This window comes from Kitasatospora sp. NPDC023176 (assembly GCF_055560495.1).
Genome location: NZ_JBVHIP010000010.1, coordinates 168,080 through 182,831 on the forward strand (window position 1 = coordinate 168,080; position 14,752 = coordinate 182,831).

General features: G+C 73.4%; 14 protein-coding genes. 9 read left to right on the forward strand and 5 right to left on the reverse strand.

Annotation, left to right across the window (positions count from 1 at the left end; translation table 11 throughout):
* Positions 1-85: 85 nt before the first annotated feature.
* The 3 genes from ACZ3YL_RS16990 (at position 86) to ACZ3YL_RS17000 (ending at position 3,006) form a co-directional block, all read left to right on the forward strand.
* The gene (locus ACZ3YL_RS16990) at positions 86-1,504 is read left to right on the forward strand and encodes a sensor histidine kinase (RefSeq protein WP_465658086.1); all 1,419 of its coding nucleotides are present in this window, start codon (positions 86-88) and stop codon (positions 1,502-1,504) included.
* On the forward strand, positions 1,501-2,175 hold the full coding sequence (locus ACZ3YL_RS16995) for a response regulator transcription factor (RefSeq protein ID WP_188303235.1): 675 nt from the start codon (positions 1,501-1,503) through the stop codon (positions 2,173-2,175). Before ACZ3YL_RS16990 ends, ACZ3YL_RS16995 begins: the two co-directional genes overlap by 4 nt.
* A gap of 177 nt (positions 2,176-2,352) precedes the next feature.
* Positions 2,353-3,006 (forward strand): hypothetical protein, encoded by a 654-nt coding sequence (locus ACZ3YL_RS17000; RefSeq protein ID WP_465658088.1) that lies wholly within the window; start codon positions 2,353-2,355, stop codon positions 3,004-3,006.
* 75 nt (positions 3,007-3,081) lie between these two features.
* Here ACZ3YL_RS17000 and ACZ3YL_RS17005 read toward each other — a convergent pair whose 3' ends face one another.
* Both ACZ3YL_RS17005 and ACZ3YL_RS17010 read right to left on the reverse strand, forming a co-directional pair.
* Entirely contained in the window at positions 3,082-3,837 is a 756-nt protein-coding gene (locus ACZ3YL_RS17005; protein WP_188303234.1) for a DUF4097 family beta strand repeat-containing protein, read from the reverse strand.
* A gap of 246 nt (positions 3,838-4,083) precedes the next feature.
* Positions 4,084-4,899, reverse strand: coding sequence for an SAM-dependent methyltransferase (locus tag ACZ3YL_RS17010; RefSeq protein WP_188303245.1), 816 nt, complete (start codon positions 4,897-4,899; stop codon positions 4,084-4,086).
* A gap of 258 nt (positions 4,900-5,157) precedes the next feature.
* Here ACZ3YL_RS17010 and ACZ3YL_RS17015 point away from each other — a divergent pair, with 258 nt between their 5' ends.
* The 6 genes from ACZ3YL_RS17015 to ACZ3YL_RS17040 all read left to right on the forward strand — a co-directional run bounded on the left by ACZ3YL_RS17015 (position 5,158) and on the right by ACZ3YL_RS17040 (position 10,687).
* Positions 5,158-5,505 (forward strand): PRC-barrel domain-containing protein, encoded by a 348-nt coding sequence (locus ACZ3YL_RS17015; RefSeq protein WP_223241849.1) that lies wholly within the window; start codon positions 5,158-5,160, stop codon positions 5,503-5,505.
* 119 nt (positions 5,506-5,624) lie between these two features.
* On the forward strand, positions 5,625-5,891 hold the full coding sequence (locus tag ACZ3YL_RS17020; protein WP_188303232.1) for a metal-sensitive transcriptional regulator: 267 nt from the start codon (positions 5,625-5,627) through the stop codon (positions 5,889-5,891).
* Positions 5,892-6,211: 320 nt separating this feature from the next.
* Positions 6,212-7,648 (forward strand): endonuclease/exonuclease/phosphatase family protein, encoded by a 1,437-nt coding sequence (locus ACZ3YL_RS17025; RefSeq protein ID WP_465658090.1) that lies wholly within the window; start codon positions 6,212-6,214, stop codon positions 7,646-7,648.
* 14 nt (positions 7,649-7,662) lie between these two features.
* On the forward strand, positions 7,663-9,654 hold the full coding sequence (locus ACZ3YL_RS17030) for a phosphocholine-specific phospholipase C (RefSeq protein ID WP_465658092.1): 1,992 nt from the start codon (positions 7,663-7,665) through the stop codon (positions 9,652-9,654).
* Positions 9,655-9,759: 105 nt separating this feature from the next.
* The gene (locus tag ACZ3YL_RS17035) at positions 9,760-10,233 is read left to right on the forward strand and encodes a VOC family protein (RefSeq protein ID WP_188303229.1); all 474 of its coding nucleotides are present in this window, start codon (positions 9,760-9,762) and stop codon (positions 10,231-10,233) included.
* Positions 10,234-10,237: 4 nt separating this feature from the next.
* Positions 10,238-10,687: an SRPBCC family protein gene (locus ACZ3YL_RS17040; RefSeq protein WP_188303228.1), complete on the forward strand. Its 450-nt coding sequence runs from the start codon at positions 10,238-10,240 to the stop codon at positions 10,685-10,687.
* 121 nt (positions 10,688-10,808) lie between these two features.
* Here the strand turns inward: ACZ3YL_RS17040 and ACZ3YL_RS17045 are convergent, their stop codons facing one another.
* From ACZ3YL_RS17045 to ACZ3YL_RS17055, 3 genes are all read right to left on the reverse strand, one after another.
* Positions 10,809-12,056, reverse strand: a complete 1,248-nt coding sequence (locus ACZ3YL_RS17045) for an FUSC family protein (protein ID WP_465658094.1) — start codon at positions 12,054-12,056, stop codon at positions 10,809-10,811.
* A 103-nt stretch (positions 12,057-12,159) separates the two neighbouring features.
* Entirely contained in the window at positions 12,160-12,939 is a 780-nt protein-coding gene (locus ACZ3YL_RS17050; RefSeq protein ID WP_465658096.1) for a polyprenol monophosphomannose synthase, read from the reverse strand.
* Between the two features lie 140 nt (positions 12,940-13,079).
* Positions 13,080-14,657 carry a N,N-dimethylformamidase beta subunit family domain-containing protein gene (locus tag ACZ3YL_RS17055; protein WP_465658098.1) on the reverse strand — a complete coding sequence of 526 codons (1,578 nt, stop codon included), beginning with the start codon at positions 14,655-14,657 and terminating at the stop codon, positions 13,080-13,082.
* Between the last annotated feature and the right edge of the window lie 95 nt (positions 14,658-14,752).

A 14,752-nucleotide genomic window follows, 5' to 3' on the forward strand; every position in this document is an offset into this window, starting at 1 on the left:
CGCACCCCACCGGGCGCGGCGCGACACCGACTGGCAGAACCCGGCGAGGGTGCGGCCAGGGCACCCCGACCCGGAGAGCAGGACCATGAGCGACACCTGGCAGCGCCTGCGCCGCGAGCACCCCCGGTTGCTCGACGTCGCCGGTGGCGTGGCCCTGATCGGGGTCACCGCCCTCGGCGCCACGGTCGACCAGACCAGCGGGCGCTTCGCCCCGGTCGACCCGGCCACCTGCCTCCTCGCCCTGATCGCCGCCGCCGCCGTGTTCTTCCACCGCCGCCACCCGCGCGCGGTGGTCGCCGTCACCCTGCTCTCCACCATGATGCTCACCTGGACCAGCCCCCGGCTCACCCCGATGCTGGCCACCCCGCTGCTGCTCGCGCTCTACTTCCTCGCCGTGCGCACCGACCGCGCCACCGCGCTGCGCGCCTCGATCCTCACCGCCGTCCTGCTCACCGGGATCTCGCTGGTCTTCGGCCCCGGCGGCCCGATCGGCGAGCGGATCAGCGTCCTCGCCTGGGCCCTGCTGCCCGGCGCCCTCGGCGACTCCATCCGCAACCGCCGCGCCCACCTCGCCGCGATCGAGGAACGCGCCGAGCGCGCCGAACGCACCCGCGAGGAGGAGGCCCGCCGCCGGGTCGCCGACGAGCGGATCCGGATCGCCCGCGACCTCCACGACGTGGTCGCCCACCACATCGCCCTGGCCAACGCCCAGGCCGGCATCGCCGTCCACCTCATGGACAACCACCCGGTGCAGGCCCGCGAGGTGCTCAGCCACATCACCGACGCCACCGGCTCCGCCCTCCAGGAGCTGCGGGCCACCGTCGGCCTGCTGCGCCGCGCGGAGGAGCCGGCCCCGCTCGAACCGGCCCCCGGCCTGGACCGGCTGCCCGAGCTGATCAACACCTTCGAGCGGGCCGGCCTGCCGGTCCGGCTCACCGTCGATGGCGAGCCCCGCTCGCTGTCGCCCGGCGTCGACCTCACCGCCTTCCGGATCGTCCAGGAGTCGCTGACCAACGTCGCCAAGCACGCCCACGGCGCCGACGCCGAGGTCACCCTCTCCTACAGCGGCAGCCGGGTGGCCGTCAGCGTCGCCAACGGCCGCCCGAGCAGCCCCGGCCGCCCCCGCACCGCCCTGCTGCCCCCGCCCGCCCCGGGCGAGAGCGGCTTCGGCCTGATCGGCATGCGCGAGCGGGCCGGCGCGATCGGCGGCCGCCTCACCGCCGACCGGCGGCCCGACGGCGGCTTCCTGGTCACCGCCGAACTCCCGCTGCGCACCGGCGCCAGGGAGGACATCGGGCCGCGGTCGGAGGGCACCGCCCACCCCGACGGCGCGACGCCACCGGACGCCGCCGGCCGGCCGGACGGTACGGCCCGCCCCGACCACGTCGGCCGTTGGGGCTGCGTCGCCCGCTCCGCCGATTCCGCCCGCTCCGCCGATTCCGCCCGCCCCACCGGCTCCGCCCGACAAGATCGCGCCATCCGAAAGGACAAGGACCACGCATGACCATCCGCGTGCTGCTCGCCGATGACCAGGCCCTGCTGCGCGGCGCCTTCCGGATGCTGATCGACGCCGAGGAGGACATGGAGGTGGTCGGCGAGGCCGCCGACGGCCGGGAGGCGGTGGAACTGGCCCGCGCCACCAAGCCCGACATCGTGCTGATGGACATCCGGATGCCCGGCGCCGACGGCCTCGGTGCCACCGCCGAGATCTGCGCGGACGAGGAGCTGTCCGGTACCCGGGTGCTCATCCTCACCACCTTCGAGATCGACGAGTACGTGGCCCAGGCGCTGCGCGCGGGCGCCGGGGGCTTCCTCGGCAAGGGCGCCGACCCGAAGGAACTGCTCGCCGCCGTGCGCACCGTCGCGGCCGGTGATGCCCTGCTCTCGCCGGCCGCCACCCGGGCCGTGATCGAGCAGTTCCTCGCCCAGCCCGATCCGGCCGCCGCCGCGCCCGTCGAGCGGCTCGCCGTCCTCACCGCCCGTGAGCGCGAGGTGATGTCGATGGCCGCCACCGGGCTCACCAACGAGGAGATAGCCGAGCGGATGTTCGTCAGCCCGTTCACCGTCCGTACCCATGTGCACCGGGCGATGGCCAAGCTGGACGCCCGGGACCGGGCCCAACTGGTCGCGATCGCCTACCAGTCCGGCCTCGTCCCGCCCGGCCGTCCCTCCTGACGGGTGGTCATCCCGCGCCGTACCGCACCGACGCGCTCCGAACCGGCTGCCACGACCGTGAACTGAGGGGACGTCAAGCCTTCGTCCCGGAAGCCGTTCAAGATCCGGTCCTGGCTGAAAACCGACTCCGAACGGGTGTATCAGCGAGTAGTCTGCCGATGACTCAGAATGAGGAGGATGTTCGTGGAAACCAAGGACACGGCCGGCGAGGTGCGGATTCTCCAGCCGTTGCCCGAGCGCGCGGGGGACGGATCGCAGGCGTTCGAGCTGCGGCTTTCACGTCTGCTCCGCGTGCTCGGGGCCGAGGTCGCGTCGGGGGCGGACTACCCGAGCGCGGCCCGATGGGAGGTCCACAAGGCGCTCGCCGGGCGCTCCGAGCTGCCCGAGGAGTACTTCGAGCCGCTGCTGGAGGCGGCGGTCCACGACCCCAACCCGAGCTTCAACCGCCGCCTGGTCGAGCCCGCCCTGGTCGCCTTCGGCCAGCGCCGGGTCCGGCTGGCCCTGCTCGGCTACCTGCGGACCGGTACCAACCCGGAGCGCGCCGGTGCCGCCCGGGCCTGGTACTGGACGGCGCTGACGGTCGGCGGCGGCCGGAACGCGACGGCCGACGAGGGCGCGATCGTCCGCGACAGCTGGAACGAGGCCGCGCTGCGGGAGTTCGTCGGCAACGAGGACCTGGACGTCCGCCGCTGCATCCTGCCGGGTCTGCCGCTGGTGCCGCGCGCCTATCCGGCCGAGCTGCACGCCCTGGTGGAGGCGGCCGTCACCATCGCCCGGTCGCACCCCGACGAGTACATCCGCCACCGCGCCGAGCTCCAGACCGGCCTCTGACCTTCGGGCACGCCCGCTCCGGGTACGCCCGTCGAGGTGCGTGCCCGGAGCGGCAGTCGCCGCGGGCCGTCCCGGTCAGCCGGTCTTGACGGTGATGTCGCCGATGTCCGTTCCCAGGTCGAGCTTGAACGTGCCGTTGGGGTCGTTCTGGACCCCGATGTGCTTCTCGCCGATGTCCGTGCCGGCGCTGACGTGGTAGGAGCCGGTCGGCACGGTGACGTGGATCTCGCCGTTGGAGGTGGTGGCCTTGATGTCCTGGGCCTTGCCGGGGGTGAGGTTGATCCCGCCGTTGTCCGTCTTGGCCTGGATCTTGTCGCCCTTGAGTGAAGTGCCCTTGATCTCACCGTTGTTGGTGCGCACGTCGACCGAGCCCGAGGCCTGGTCGACCGAGATGTCACCGGAGTCGGTGTGCACCGAGACCTCGCCGACCTGGGAGAGGTGGATCCCGCCGGCGGAGGTGCTGCCGCTGATCGAAAGCCCGGCGGGCAGCTCGACGGTGTAGTCCACCGAGCAGTTGTGGCCGCAGCCGCCGAGCACCAGGGTCCCGCCGTCTACCCGGGTGGTCGTTCCGGGCTTCCCGCTGTGGTAGGTGACCTTCCGGTGGACGGAGACGCCTCCGGCGCCGGACTTGCCGTGGACGGTGACGTCCCCGGAGGAGTTGTCGAGCTTGACGGCGGTGACCTTGTCCGAGACGGTCGCGTCGTCGCTGAAGGACGTCCCGACCGGATCGCAGGCGGTGAGCACCCCGATGGCGAGCCCGGCGACCACGACGGCCCCGGCGTAGCGGCGGTAGGTGTGGCGTCGGTGGGCGTAACGGCGGTAGTGGTCCATGGTGGTTCCCCCCAAGTCATGCGCGTTCATCGCGTGCTGACCCCGTGTCGACCGTCCCGGTCCGGGGCCGTCCCGACGACAGTAGCCGGGGCGTTGGCCCGGGTCGGTGGTAAAAACCCCCCAATCCGGGGTCCCGCCAGCACCACCCCGGGCCGCCCCCGGCCCGATGCGAGAGCCCGCCGTCGAGCCCGCCGCGAGCCCCCGCCGTAAGAGCCCGCCGTGAGCCCCCGCCGTCGAGCCCCGCCGTCAGGGCTTGCGCGCGACCGCGCCGTACATGCTCACCCGCTCCGCGCCCGGGGCCGGTGCCGCCCCGGGTCGCCAGAGCGGGACGGTGACCACCCCGGGGTCGAGCAGCTCCAGTCCGTCGAAGAAGGCCCGCACCTGCTCCCGGCTCCGGCCGACCAGCGGCGCGGTGGCCCTGTCGTAGACGCCGGTGACCCGGTCGCGCACGGCGGCGGGGATGAAGTCGGCCGTGCCGTGGGAGAGCACCAGGTGGCTGCCGGAGGGCAGTGCAGCCAGCAGGGTGGCCACCGCCCGGTACGGCTCGTCCTCGTCCCGCAGGAAGTGCAGCACGGCCGCCAGCACCAGCCCGACCGGCCGGGAGAAGTCCAGCAGCCCCTCGGCTCGGACGGCGTCCAGCACCGCCGCAGGGTCCCGCAGGTCGGCCTGCAGCACGGTGGTGCGGCCCGGTCCGGCGCCGGCCATCAGGGCGCGGGCGTGGCTGAGCACGATCGGGTCGTTGTCGACGTAGACGACCCGGGCGGCCGGGTCCGCGGCCTGGGCGATCTCGTGGGTGTTGCCGGCGGTGGGGATGCCGGTGCCGATGTCGAGGTACTGGTCGATGCCCAGCCCGGCGACGCAGCCCACCGCCCTGGTCAGGAAGCCCCGGTTGGCCCGGGCCGTGGCGCGGAACTCGGGGTTGGCGGCGAGCGCCTTCTCGGCGGCGGCGCGGTCGGCGGGGAAGTTGTCCTTCCCGCCCAGGTAGTAGTCGTACATCCGGGCCGGGTGGGGGATCTCGGGCCGGAGGTCGGCCGCGACCTCCGGAGCGCCGGACTCCCACATGCTCTCGTACCCCACGGCTGCCGCCCCTCTGGCCGTCCCGGCCGGGGAGATCCCCGGGCGAGCTGTTCCCGAACGTTGGCGGACAGCCTAAAGCCCAGGTCAGCGCCCTGGTGGCGGTTGGCCGGCTCACCCCTGTATGTCCCTTTCGTCGCGCCCCGGCGTCCGTCCCGGCGCAGGATGGGAACTCCGGGGGTCGAAAGACGGCGGGGGACCATGGGGAGCGTCCGACACGGGAGGTCCGAGGCCATGGGAATCGCTATGGCAGACATCCGCGAGTGGCGGGGTCAGGACGTGGTCGACGAGAACGGCAAGCGGATCGGCACGCTGGAGTCGGTCTACGTCGAGACGTCCACCGACGAGCCCTTCTTCGCCACCGTCACGATCGGCGTGATCGCCAAGCGCCGGCTGGTCTTCGTCCCGTTGGAGGGGGCGGTGGCCGGTCCGGCCTATCTGCGGGTGGCGTACCCGCGGAGCAAGGTCAAGGAGGCCCCGGCGATCGGCACCGACGACATCCTGCCGGCCACCGACGAGCCCGAGGTGTTCGCCTACTACGAGCTGCCGTACGCGACCGGCGCCGGGGGCGAGCGCCGGCTGGCCCGCCGCTGATCGACGGCCCTGCGCGACGATCTCCGCGACGAACTTCGCGACGAACTCCGCGAGCCGGGAATGAATACCCCTCCGGGTACACTTGTCCATCGACAGTCGATGTGAAAGGCGGCCCGGACATGCAGGTGGACGAGGAGGCGGTCGGCGCGGTCCTGAACCGACTGCGGCGGGCCCAGGGCCAGTTGGCCGGGGTGATCGCGATGATCGAGGCGGGCCGGGACTGCAAGGACGTGGTCACCCAGCTCGCCGCCGTCTCGCGTGCCCTGGACCGGGCCGGATTCAAGATCGTCGCGAGCGGTATGCGCCAGTGCATGGCCGCCGCCGACGAGGACGCGGCGCCGATGAGCGAGGCCGAACTGGAGAAGCTGTTCCTCGCCCTGGCCTGAGCCCTGCGCCAGGCCCCCGGCCTGAGCCCTGCGCCAGGCCCCCGGCCTGGCCGGCCACACGCCCCCCGAGGGCCGCGACGGATCGTCCGTCGCGGCCCTCCGCGCGTGTCCGGAAGTACTTGCGCCACGGAGTTCCCGAACCGCCCGACGCTCCGTCACACGCCGTTCACGTTCCGGTCGCCGGCCTTCGGGTGAATGAGCCCGCCCACAGTTGTACAGCCAACTGTGGGCGTTCTCCCTCCCCGCCTCCATGACCAGCCGCGCGCGGCTCCGGCACCGTCCCCCGGCGGACCGGACCCGCGGCGGCGGACAGGACCACCGTGGCCGCAGGCAGCGCCCTGACCCTGACCTCATCCAGCAGCCCCGCCGAAGGCGACCGGCTCACCTTCCACTGGAGCACCGACGCCCCCGACGCCAAGAACTGGGTCGGCGTGTACGACGGCAGCCGCCGGCCCGGCACCGGCTCCTCGCTGGTGTGGAAGTACGTCCCCGGCACCTCCGGCGATGCCCAGCTCGACACCTCCGCGCTGACCGGCGGCCCGTACACCGCCTACCTGCTCGCCAAGGACGGCTACGGCATCCTGGCCCAGACCGCCCCGTTCAGCTTCCGGCCCAAGCCCGCGGTCGTCCCCCCGCATGCGGCCGTCGACTCCTTCACCGCCACCCCGGTCGCCCCCGGCGCCGCCGTGACGATCAAGCTCGGCGGGCTCTGGTCCCGCCCGGCCGGCAACGCCCCCGGCTCCGCCGCCTACCGCAAGCTCGGCGGCGCGGCCTGGGCCTCGGTCGCCGCCGACGGCACGCTCACCGGCACGGCGCCCGCCACCGCCGGCCGCAACCCCGAGCTGGTCGTGGTCGGCGTCAAGGACAGCACCGGCGCCACCGACACCGTCACCGTGCTCGTCCCCGTGGTGGCCCCGGCCGCCCCGCCGCGGCTCAAGGCCGCCAGCTGGAACCTGCACCAGGCCGGCTCCGGCTACACCGACGCGCTGGAGAAGCAGCTGCGCGTCGTCCTCGCCCAGGGCCTGGACGTGCTCGCCCTGCAGGAGACGGCCGGCGAGCGGGCCAGGACCCTGGCCGACGCCCTCGGCTGGTACGCCCACCAGAGCCCGGGCAGCGTCGGCATCCTCAGCCGCTACCCGCTCACCGAGCTGACCCAGGCCACCGCCGAGCTGCCCGCCGTCGCGGCCACCGTCCAGCTGCCCGGTGGCCGCGGCGTCCGGTTCTGGGCCGCGCACCTCGACGAGGCGGGCTACGGCCCGTACGCGATCCAGGACGGCGGCACCGCCGCCCAGGTGCTGGCGGCCGAGAACGCCTCGCCGCGCGTCAAGCAGGCCAAGGCGCTGGCCGCCGCCGTGCGCGCGGACCTCGCCCGGGGCGTCCCGGTGGTGCTGGCCAGCGCGCTGTCCTCGCCCTCCCACCTGGACTGGACGGCCGGCACCGCCGCCGCCCACCAGGGTGTCGGCCCGCTCGCCTGGCCGGTCACCACGGAGCTGCGGGCCGCCGGACTGACCGACACCTTCCGCGAGGAGAACCGCGACCCGGCGAAGGCCCCGGGCGTCACCTGGTCGCCCACCCGCAAGCGGCGCGGCGATCGCCCCGAGCCGCAGGACCGCATCGACTCCGTCCACTACGCCGGAGCGCTGAAGCTGGTCGAGGCGCACACCCTGGTCGCCGACTGGCCCCAGCCGGAGCCGAACACCGCCGCCAACGAGTGGCCCTCCGACACCGCCGCCGCCGTCGCCACCTTCCAGCTCTGAGAGGCCAGTTCGTGATGCCCGAGCTCTCCCGCCGCACCTTCGTCGGCGCCTCCGCGGCCGTCGGCGCCACCGCCCTGACCGGCCTGTCCGCCACCCGGGCCGACGCCGCCCCCGCTCCTGCCACCGAGGGCGCCACCGCCCTCACCGGCACCCTCAAGGACGTCCGGCACGTCGTCGTCCTGATGCAGGAGAACCGCAGCTTCGACCACTACTTCGGCACCCTGAACGGTGTGCGCGGCTTCGGCGACAAGCAGGCGCTCCAGTTCCCGGACGGCACCGACGTGTTCCGCCAGCCCGACGGCCGCCGCAGTGACGGCGGGGTGATGCTGCCGTACCGGATGGACACCTCGAAGTACAACGCGCAGAACGCCGGCGGCCTGCCCCATGACTGGGCGACCGGCCACCAGGCCATCAACAACGGCGCGATGAACAAGTGGATCGCCGCCAAGGGCGAGCGCACCATGGGCTACTTCACCCGGGACGACATCCCCTACCAGTACGCCCTGGCCGACGCGTTCACCCTCTGCGACGCCTACTTCACCTCGCTGGCCGGCCCCACCGACCCCAACCGGCTCTACCTGTGGACCGGTACCTCCGGCCCCGGGCGGGACGGCACCACCGGCCCCTGGATCGACAACACCCCGGTCACCGACAACCCCGTCGCCGACTGGACCACCTACGCCGAGCGCCTCCAGGCGGCCGGCGTCAGCTGGCGGGTCTACCACAACCCCAGCAAGGACGACCGCACCGGCGACTACGACGACAACGCGCTCTCCTACTTCAAGCAGTTCCACAACTTCCCGCAGGACGACCCGCGTTACCTCAACGCGATGACCAAGTTCGACCCCGCCGACTTCGACCGCCACTGCAAGGACGGCACCCTGCCGACCATCTCCTGGCTGGTCGCGCCCTACCTGTTCTCCGAGCACCCGGAGGCCGGCCCGGCCTACGGCGCCCACTGGGTCAACCAGGCGCTGCAGTCGCTGATGTCCAACCCGGACGTCTGGCAGCACACCGTCTTCCTGGTCATGTACGACGAGAACGACGGCTACTTCGACCACATGGTCCCGCCCACCCCCGAGCCCGGCACCCCCGAGGAGTTCACCCAGGGGCGCGCCATCGGCCTCGGCAACCGCGTCCCGCTCTGGGTGGCGTCCCCCTGGTCGCGCGGCGGCTGGGTCAACTCCCAGGTCTTCGACCACACTTCGGTGCTGCGCTTCATGGAGCTGGTCACCGGCGTGGCCGAGCCCAACATCTCCGCCTGGCGCCGGGCCGTCTGCGGCGACCTCACCAGCTGCTTCGACTTCGCCGCCCCGGACCCCTCGCTCCCGAAGCTGCCCGACACCAACGCCCTGATGGCCAGGGCCGACGCGGGCGCCAAGCTGCCCGGCGTCGCCCTCCCGGCCGCCGGCAGCCAGTCGATGCCGGTCCAGGAGCGCGGCGAGCGCCCGCACCGCCCGCTGCCGTACCAGCCGTGGGCCGACGTCGCGGTGGACCGCCTGACCGGCAAGGTCACCTGCACCATGAGCAACGACGGCTCGGTGGCCTTCCCGTACACCGTCTACCCGAACATCCTGCTCCCCTTCGCGGGCACCCCCTACACCGTCGCCCCCGGCGCGAACGCCACCTACCTCTGGGACGCCGCCGCCACCGACGGCCGCTACGACTTCACCGTCCACGGCCCGGACGGCTTCGTGCGCCGCTTCGCCGGGACGGTCGTCCGGGACGGACAGGACGGCCAGAACGACATCGGCGTGCCGATCGTCACCGCCGACCTGCACGGCAGCCTCAAGCTCACCCTCCAGGTGGCCAACGACGGTCTGACGGACGTGGCCTTCACCGCCGCGCCCAACGACTTCGCGGGCAGCGCCCAGACCGTGTGGGTCAAGCCCGGCAAGCAGGTCAACCTGGACTGGCCGCTGGACAAGCAGGGCCGCTACGACGTCGTCGTCACCGCCCACACCGGCCAGCGCTTCGTGCAGCGCTACGCGGGCTGGGTGCACTGACCCGGAGCGCACGGACCGGAGGCCGGTCCGGCCGGGGGCGCCGATCCGGTGACCCCCGGCCGTGGCTCGGCCACCGCGACCGGGCTCGCCGTTACCGTCGGGCGCATGCAGAAGATCACCACCTTCCTCTGGTTCGACGACCAGGCCGAAGCGGCCGCCGCCCTCTACACCTCGCTGTTCCCCGACTCCCGGATCACCAGGGTCACCCGCTACGGCGAGGGCGCCCCCGTCCAGGCCGGCTCGGTGATGACCGTCGAGTTCGAACTCGCCGGCCGGCCCTACACGGCTCTCAACGGCGGCCCCGAGTACCGCTTCACCGAGGCGATCTCGCTCCAGGTCGAGTGCGACGACCAGCGGGAGGTCGACGAACTCTGGGCGAAGCTCACCGCCGACGGCGGCCAGGAGGGTCCGTGCGGCTGGCTCAAGGACCGCTTCGGCCTTTCCTGGCAGATCACCCCGCGGGTCCTGCTCGACCTGATCGGCGACGAGGACCGGGCCAGGGCCGACCGCGTGATGGCGGTCATGCTGCGGATGCGGAAGATCGAGATCCAGCCGCTGCTCGACGCGGCCAGGGGCTGAGCCCGTGACCGCCTTCAGCCACCGCGGCATCGTCTATCTGCGCGCCACCCCGGAGCGGGTCTGGCACGCGCTCACCAACGCCGACGAGTCCGGCCTGTACTGGGGCCACCGCAACGTCTCCACCTGGCTGCCCGGCGCGCCCTGGGAGCACCAGCGCGCCGACGACTCCGGGATCGCCGACGTGATCGGCATCGTCGAGGTGTCCGACCGTCCGCACCGCCTGGTCACCACCTGGGCCGGGCCGGAGGGACGGCGCCCCGGCGGGCCCTCCCGGGTCACCTTCGACCTCCGGCACTGGCAGGACCTGACCCGGCTCACCGTCACCCACGAGAACCTCGCGGACGAGCCCGAGCGGGCGGACGCCGAACGGGGTTGGTCGGCGGTGCTGTCCAACCTCAAGACCTACCTGGAGACCGGCCACCCGCTGCCGCAGCAGCCCTGGCTGATGCCCTGATGCCCTGATGCGCTGGCGCCCAGATGCGCTGAAGTCCTGAAGTCCTGAAGTCCTGAAGTCCTGATGGCCTGGTGCGTCGATGTCCTGATGCCGTGGTCTCCGGACGCCCCGGCGCCCCGGATCAGCGCCCGGCCCCCGCCGCCGGGCGCTCCCGTTCGCCCCGGCGTCCGACCCGCACTGCGCGGCGCAGCCGGGGCAGCGGGGAGAACCGCTCCCGGTTCGCCAGCGAGGCCCGGTCCAGCTCCTCCATCAGCCGCCGACTGCGGTGCTCCAGATCCAGCTCGTCCAGGATCCGGTCGACCTCGGCCAGCATCGAGCCGTGCAGCTGCCAGGCCTCCGGGTGCTCCTGGACCTTGCGCAGCAGCACCTGGGCGACGTTCTCCCGGCAGGTCCAGGCCGCCGCCAGCTCGGCCGTCAGCCGCTCCTCGGCCTCCTCGGCGTTGCGGCTCACCTGGGTGGTGACCAGCACCGCGAAGCTGACCATCGCCCCGCCGACGTGCGCCAGCAGCTCCTCCAGCCCGACCGCGACCTCCGGCGGGAACAGCCGCTCCTCGGGCCCGCGCCGCTTGGCCAGGTCGGTCAGCGAGCGGGCCAGCACCCGGATCACCACCACGCAGATCTCCAGGGTGTCCAGCCCGGTGCGCAGCACCAGCCGGGAGAGCAGCCCCTCGCTGATCCGGGGGTTGAACCGCAGGCTGTCCTCGGCCTGGCGCAGCGCCGCGTCCACGTCCGTGATCGCCTGGTCCAGCCGGCGGGCCTCGTGCAGCCGCTCGGCGGCCCGCGCCACCGGCGTCGGCCGGCCCAGCTGCTCGGAGATGTCGAGCAGCAGCTGACGGGCCCGCCGGGCGAGGTCCTCGATCGACTCCCCGGCTGTCTCCACCCAGACCGGCGGGGCGAAGAGCAGGTTGAACAGCAGGCCGACGGCCGCGCCGATCAGTGTCTCCAGCACCCGGTCCCAGGCCTGGGAGGTCAGCTTGGTGACGCCCAGGATCAGCATCGCGCTGATCGCGACCTCCTGGACGAACTCCTCGACCCGGACGAACCGCCCGATCACCAGCGAGGCCAGGATGACCAGCCCCAGGCTCCACCAGGAGAGCCCGACCACGGCGCTGAAGCCGATCGCGATCAGCACCCCGACCACCACCGAGACGACCCGGCGGATGCTGGTCTTGAGCGTCGAGTAGACGGTGACCTGGACCACCAGCAGCGCGGTGAGCGGCGCCGTCAGCGGGGCGGGCTCGCTGCTGAGCCGGGTGGCCACCGCGTACGACAGGGTGGCGGCCACGGTGGCGCGCAGCGTCTGGACGGCGAACGGGTCTCGGGCGCCGCGGCGGACCAGGGCCGTCAGGGACTCCGGGAGAAGGGGCATGAGGGCCTTCTTTCCCCGTGACCGGGGCTCACACAGCCCGTTGCCGCAGGGACTACTCGTCCAGACCCGCTCGTGCGGAGCTGGGCCCGGCCGGAAGACAGGCCTAGCCCTCGCGGTTGAAGCGCAGTTTCCAGGGGGCGAGGGCGGACTCCATCTGCACTCCGAGGCTCATCTTCGAGGCGCCCTCGATCCGCTCCTCGAAGCGGATCGGCACCTCGCGGATGGCCAGCCCGCGCTGGATCACCCGGTAGTTCATCTCGACCTGGAACGAGTAGCCGTTGCTCCGCACGGTCGGCAGGTCGATGGCCCGCAGGGCGCTCGCCCGCCAGGCCTTGAAGCCCGCGGTGGCGTCCCGGACGCCCAGGCCGAGGATCGCGTTGACGTAGAAGTTGGCCCAGGCGGAGAGCGCCTTGCGGTGCCACGGCCACTCCTCGGCGGTCGACCCGCCGGGCACGTAGCGGGAGCCGAGCACCACGGCGGTGTCCTGGTCGGCCAGCAGGGTGCCGACCATCGCGGGTATCGCCGAGGCCGGGTGCGAGAGGTCGGCGTCCATCTGGATCACCACGTCGGCGCCCTCGTCCAGGGCCCGGGCCATGCCGGCCAGGTAGGCGCGGCCGAGGCCGTCCTTCTCGGTGCGGTGCAGCACGCCGACGGTGCCCCCGGAGTCGGCGGCGAGCTTGTCGGCGATCTCGCCGGTGCCGTCGGGGGAGTTGTCGTCGACCACCAGCAGGTGCAGCTCGGGCACCGCGAGGTCCGCGAGGAGCCCGGCGAGGACCGGAAGGTTCTCCCGCTCGTTGTACGTGGGGACGACGACAACGACCTTCGGGGAGGCCTCGACCATGTTCTGTTCCCTCGTGCCCTCGCCGGCCGGCATCAGTGCCATACCGGTCGGTTGTCCTGGACGACCTGCGCTGCTGTGAGACCGTGCGAGTGTAGCCGGATCAGCGGTCCCCGCCCGCCCGGGGGGCGCCCGGGGCGGGGCCTGGCCGGGGCAGGGAAGACCGGTTCGACCGCGATGGACCGCTACGCCGTGCCGTAGACGGCGGCCAGGTTGTCCTGGGCGGGGTGGGTGCGTCCGGCCGGGCCGACGGCGAAGGCGCGCAGGACGTTCTCGGTGACCTTGCGGACCACGTCCCCGGCGTGGGAGTCGATGCCGTGGTCGGCCTTGCCGCCGCCGGGGCCGCGCGCGTCCAGGGTCTCCACCCAGCGCATCGTCCCGCTGGCGAAGACGCCGGCGCCGCTCGGCACGGTGTAGTACGCGGTGTCGGAGTGGGAGCGCCGGCCCTCGCAGACCACCGGGGAGTGGGCGATCACCTCGATCGGGCGCGGGGTGGGGAAGCCGGTGTCGACCCGGTCGTACTCGACGCCGACCAGGTGCGGGAAGGACGCCCCGGCCGTCACGCCCGTCCCCTCGAAGGCCCAGTGCCCGGGTGAGGTGACCACGTACGGGGCGTCCACCGGGTAGCCGTCGTAGATCACGCCGAGCATCGAGCTCTCCGGGTCGGCGCCGGGGCCGGCCCGGAAGTCGGTGGTCGCCGGGGAGCCCGCCTGGTAGCCCGGGTCCTGCGCCCAGGCGGCCTTGTAGCAGACCACCGTGCGGTCCGGCCCGAGCTCGGTGGGCTCGAAGCGGATCCGGCGGAAGCAGCAGTTGGCGCCGAGGATCGCCAGGTTGGTTCCGGCGTCGCGGGCCGTCACCACGTGGGCGCGCTGCTCGGGCGACCAGTACTCGTCGTGGCCGAGCGAGAGGACGGCGCTCGCCCCGCGCAGCAGCCCCGGTTCGCGGGCCACGTCGATCCCGGTGGTGTACGCGAGCGGCAGCCCGAGCCGCTCGGCCAGGGCGATCAGCGGCGCCTCGTAGACCAGGAACAGCCCGGCGCCGTGGTCGTAGTCGTACGGCCGGTCGAAGACCACCCGCAGCGAGCGGGTGGCCAGGCCGCCGGTCGGGCCGTTGTAGAGGCTGTAGCCGCCCCACTCGTTGTAGGCCTGCCAGGTCGCCGGGGCGCTCATCACCACGGTCTTCCCGGCGGTGCTCGCGGAGCGGACGGTGAGCGGGACGTAGCTGCGCCCGGAGCCGTCCTCGGCGTCCAGGCGCAGCAGGTAGGCGCCTTCGGGCCAGCCGGCGGTGTCCACGGTGAGGGTGCGCTGCCAGCCGGTCAGCACGGTACGGGTGACCTGGTCCACGTGCGCGGCCGCCTGCTTGGCGCCGGGGACGTGCTCCCGGCGCCAGACCAGCCGGGCCCGGGCGCCCCCGTACCAGCCCATCCGGTAGGCGGAGACGGTGAAGGCGGCGGCGGGGGTGGAGACGTGCAGGCCGAAGGACTCGCCGGGCAGCACGCTGACCCGGTCGGCGAAGCCCTCCACGGCACCGGCCCGGCCGGGGTCGGTGATCTCCCAGTCCGGGTTGCCGGGCAGGGACTGCTCGTTCGGGGGGTCGCCCTTCAGCCCGGTGTGCTGGGCGGCGGTGGGTGCGGCGCTGCCGGGGGTGCCCTGGGCGTCGGGTGTGGGGTCCGGGGCGGCGCCCGGCTGTCGGGCGCCGCAGGAGGTGGCGGTGGCCGCCAACAGGCCCAGGCCCAGGATTCCCCGCCGACTCGGTTCCGCCACCGCTGTCTCCCTGCCGTCCGTCGCCGGTCCATGGGCGCCTCGACCTCACGAGTCAACATCGCGGGTCAACGCGCGCGGACATCTATACCCCTTTC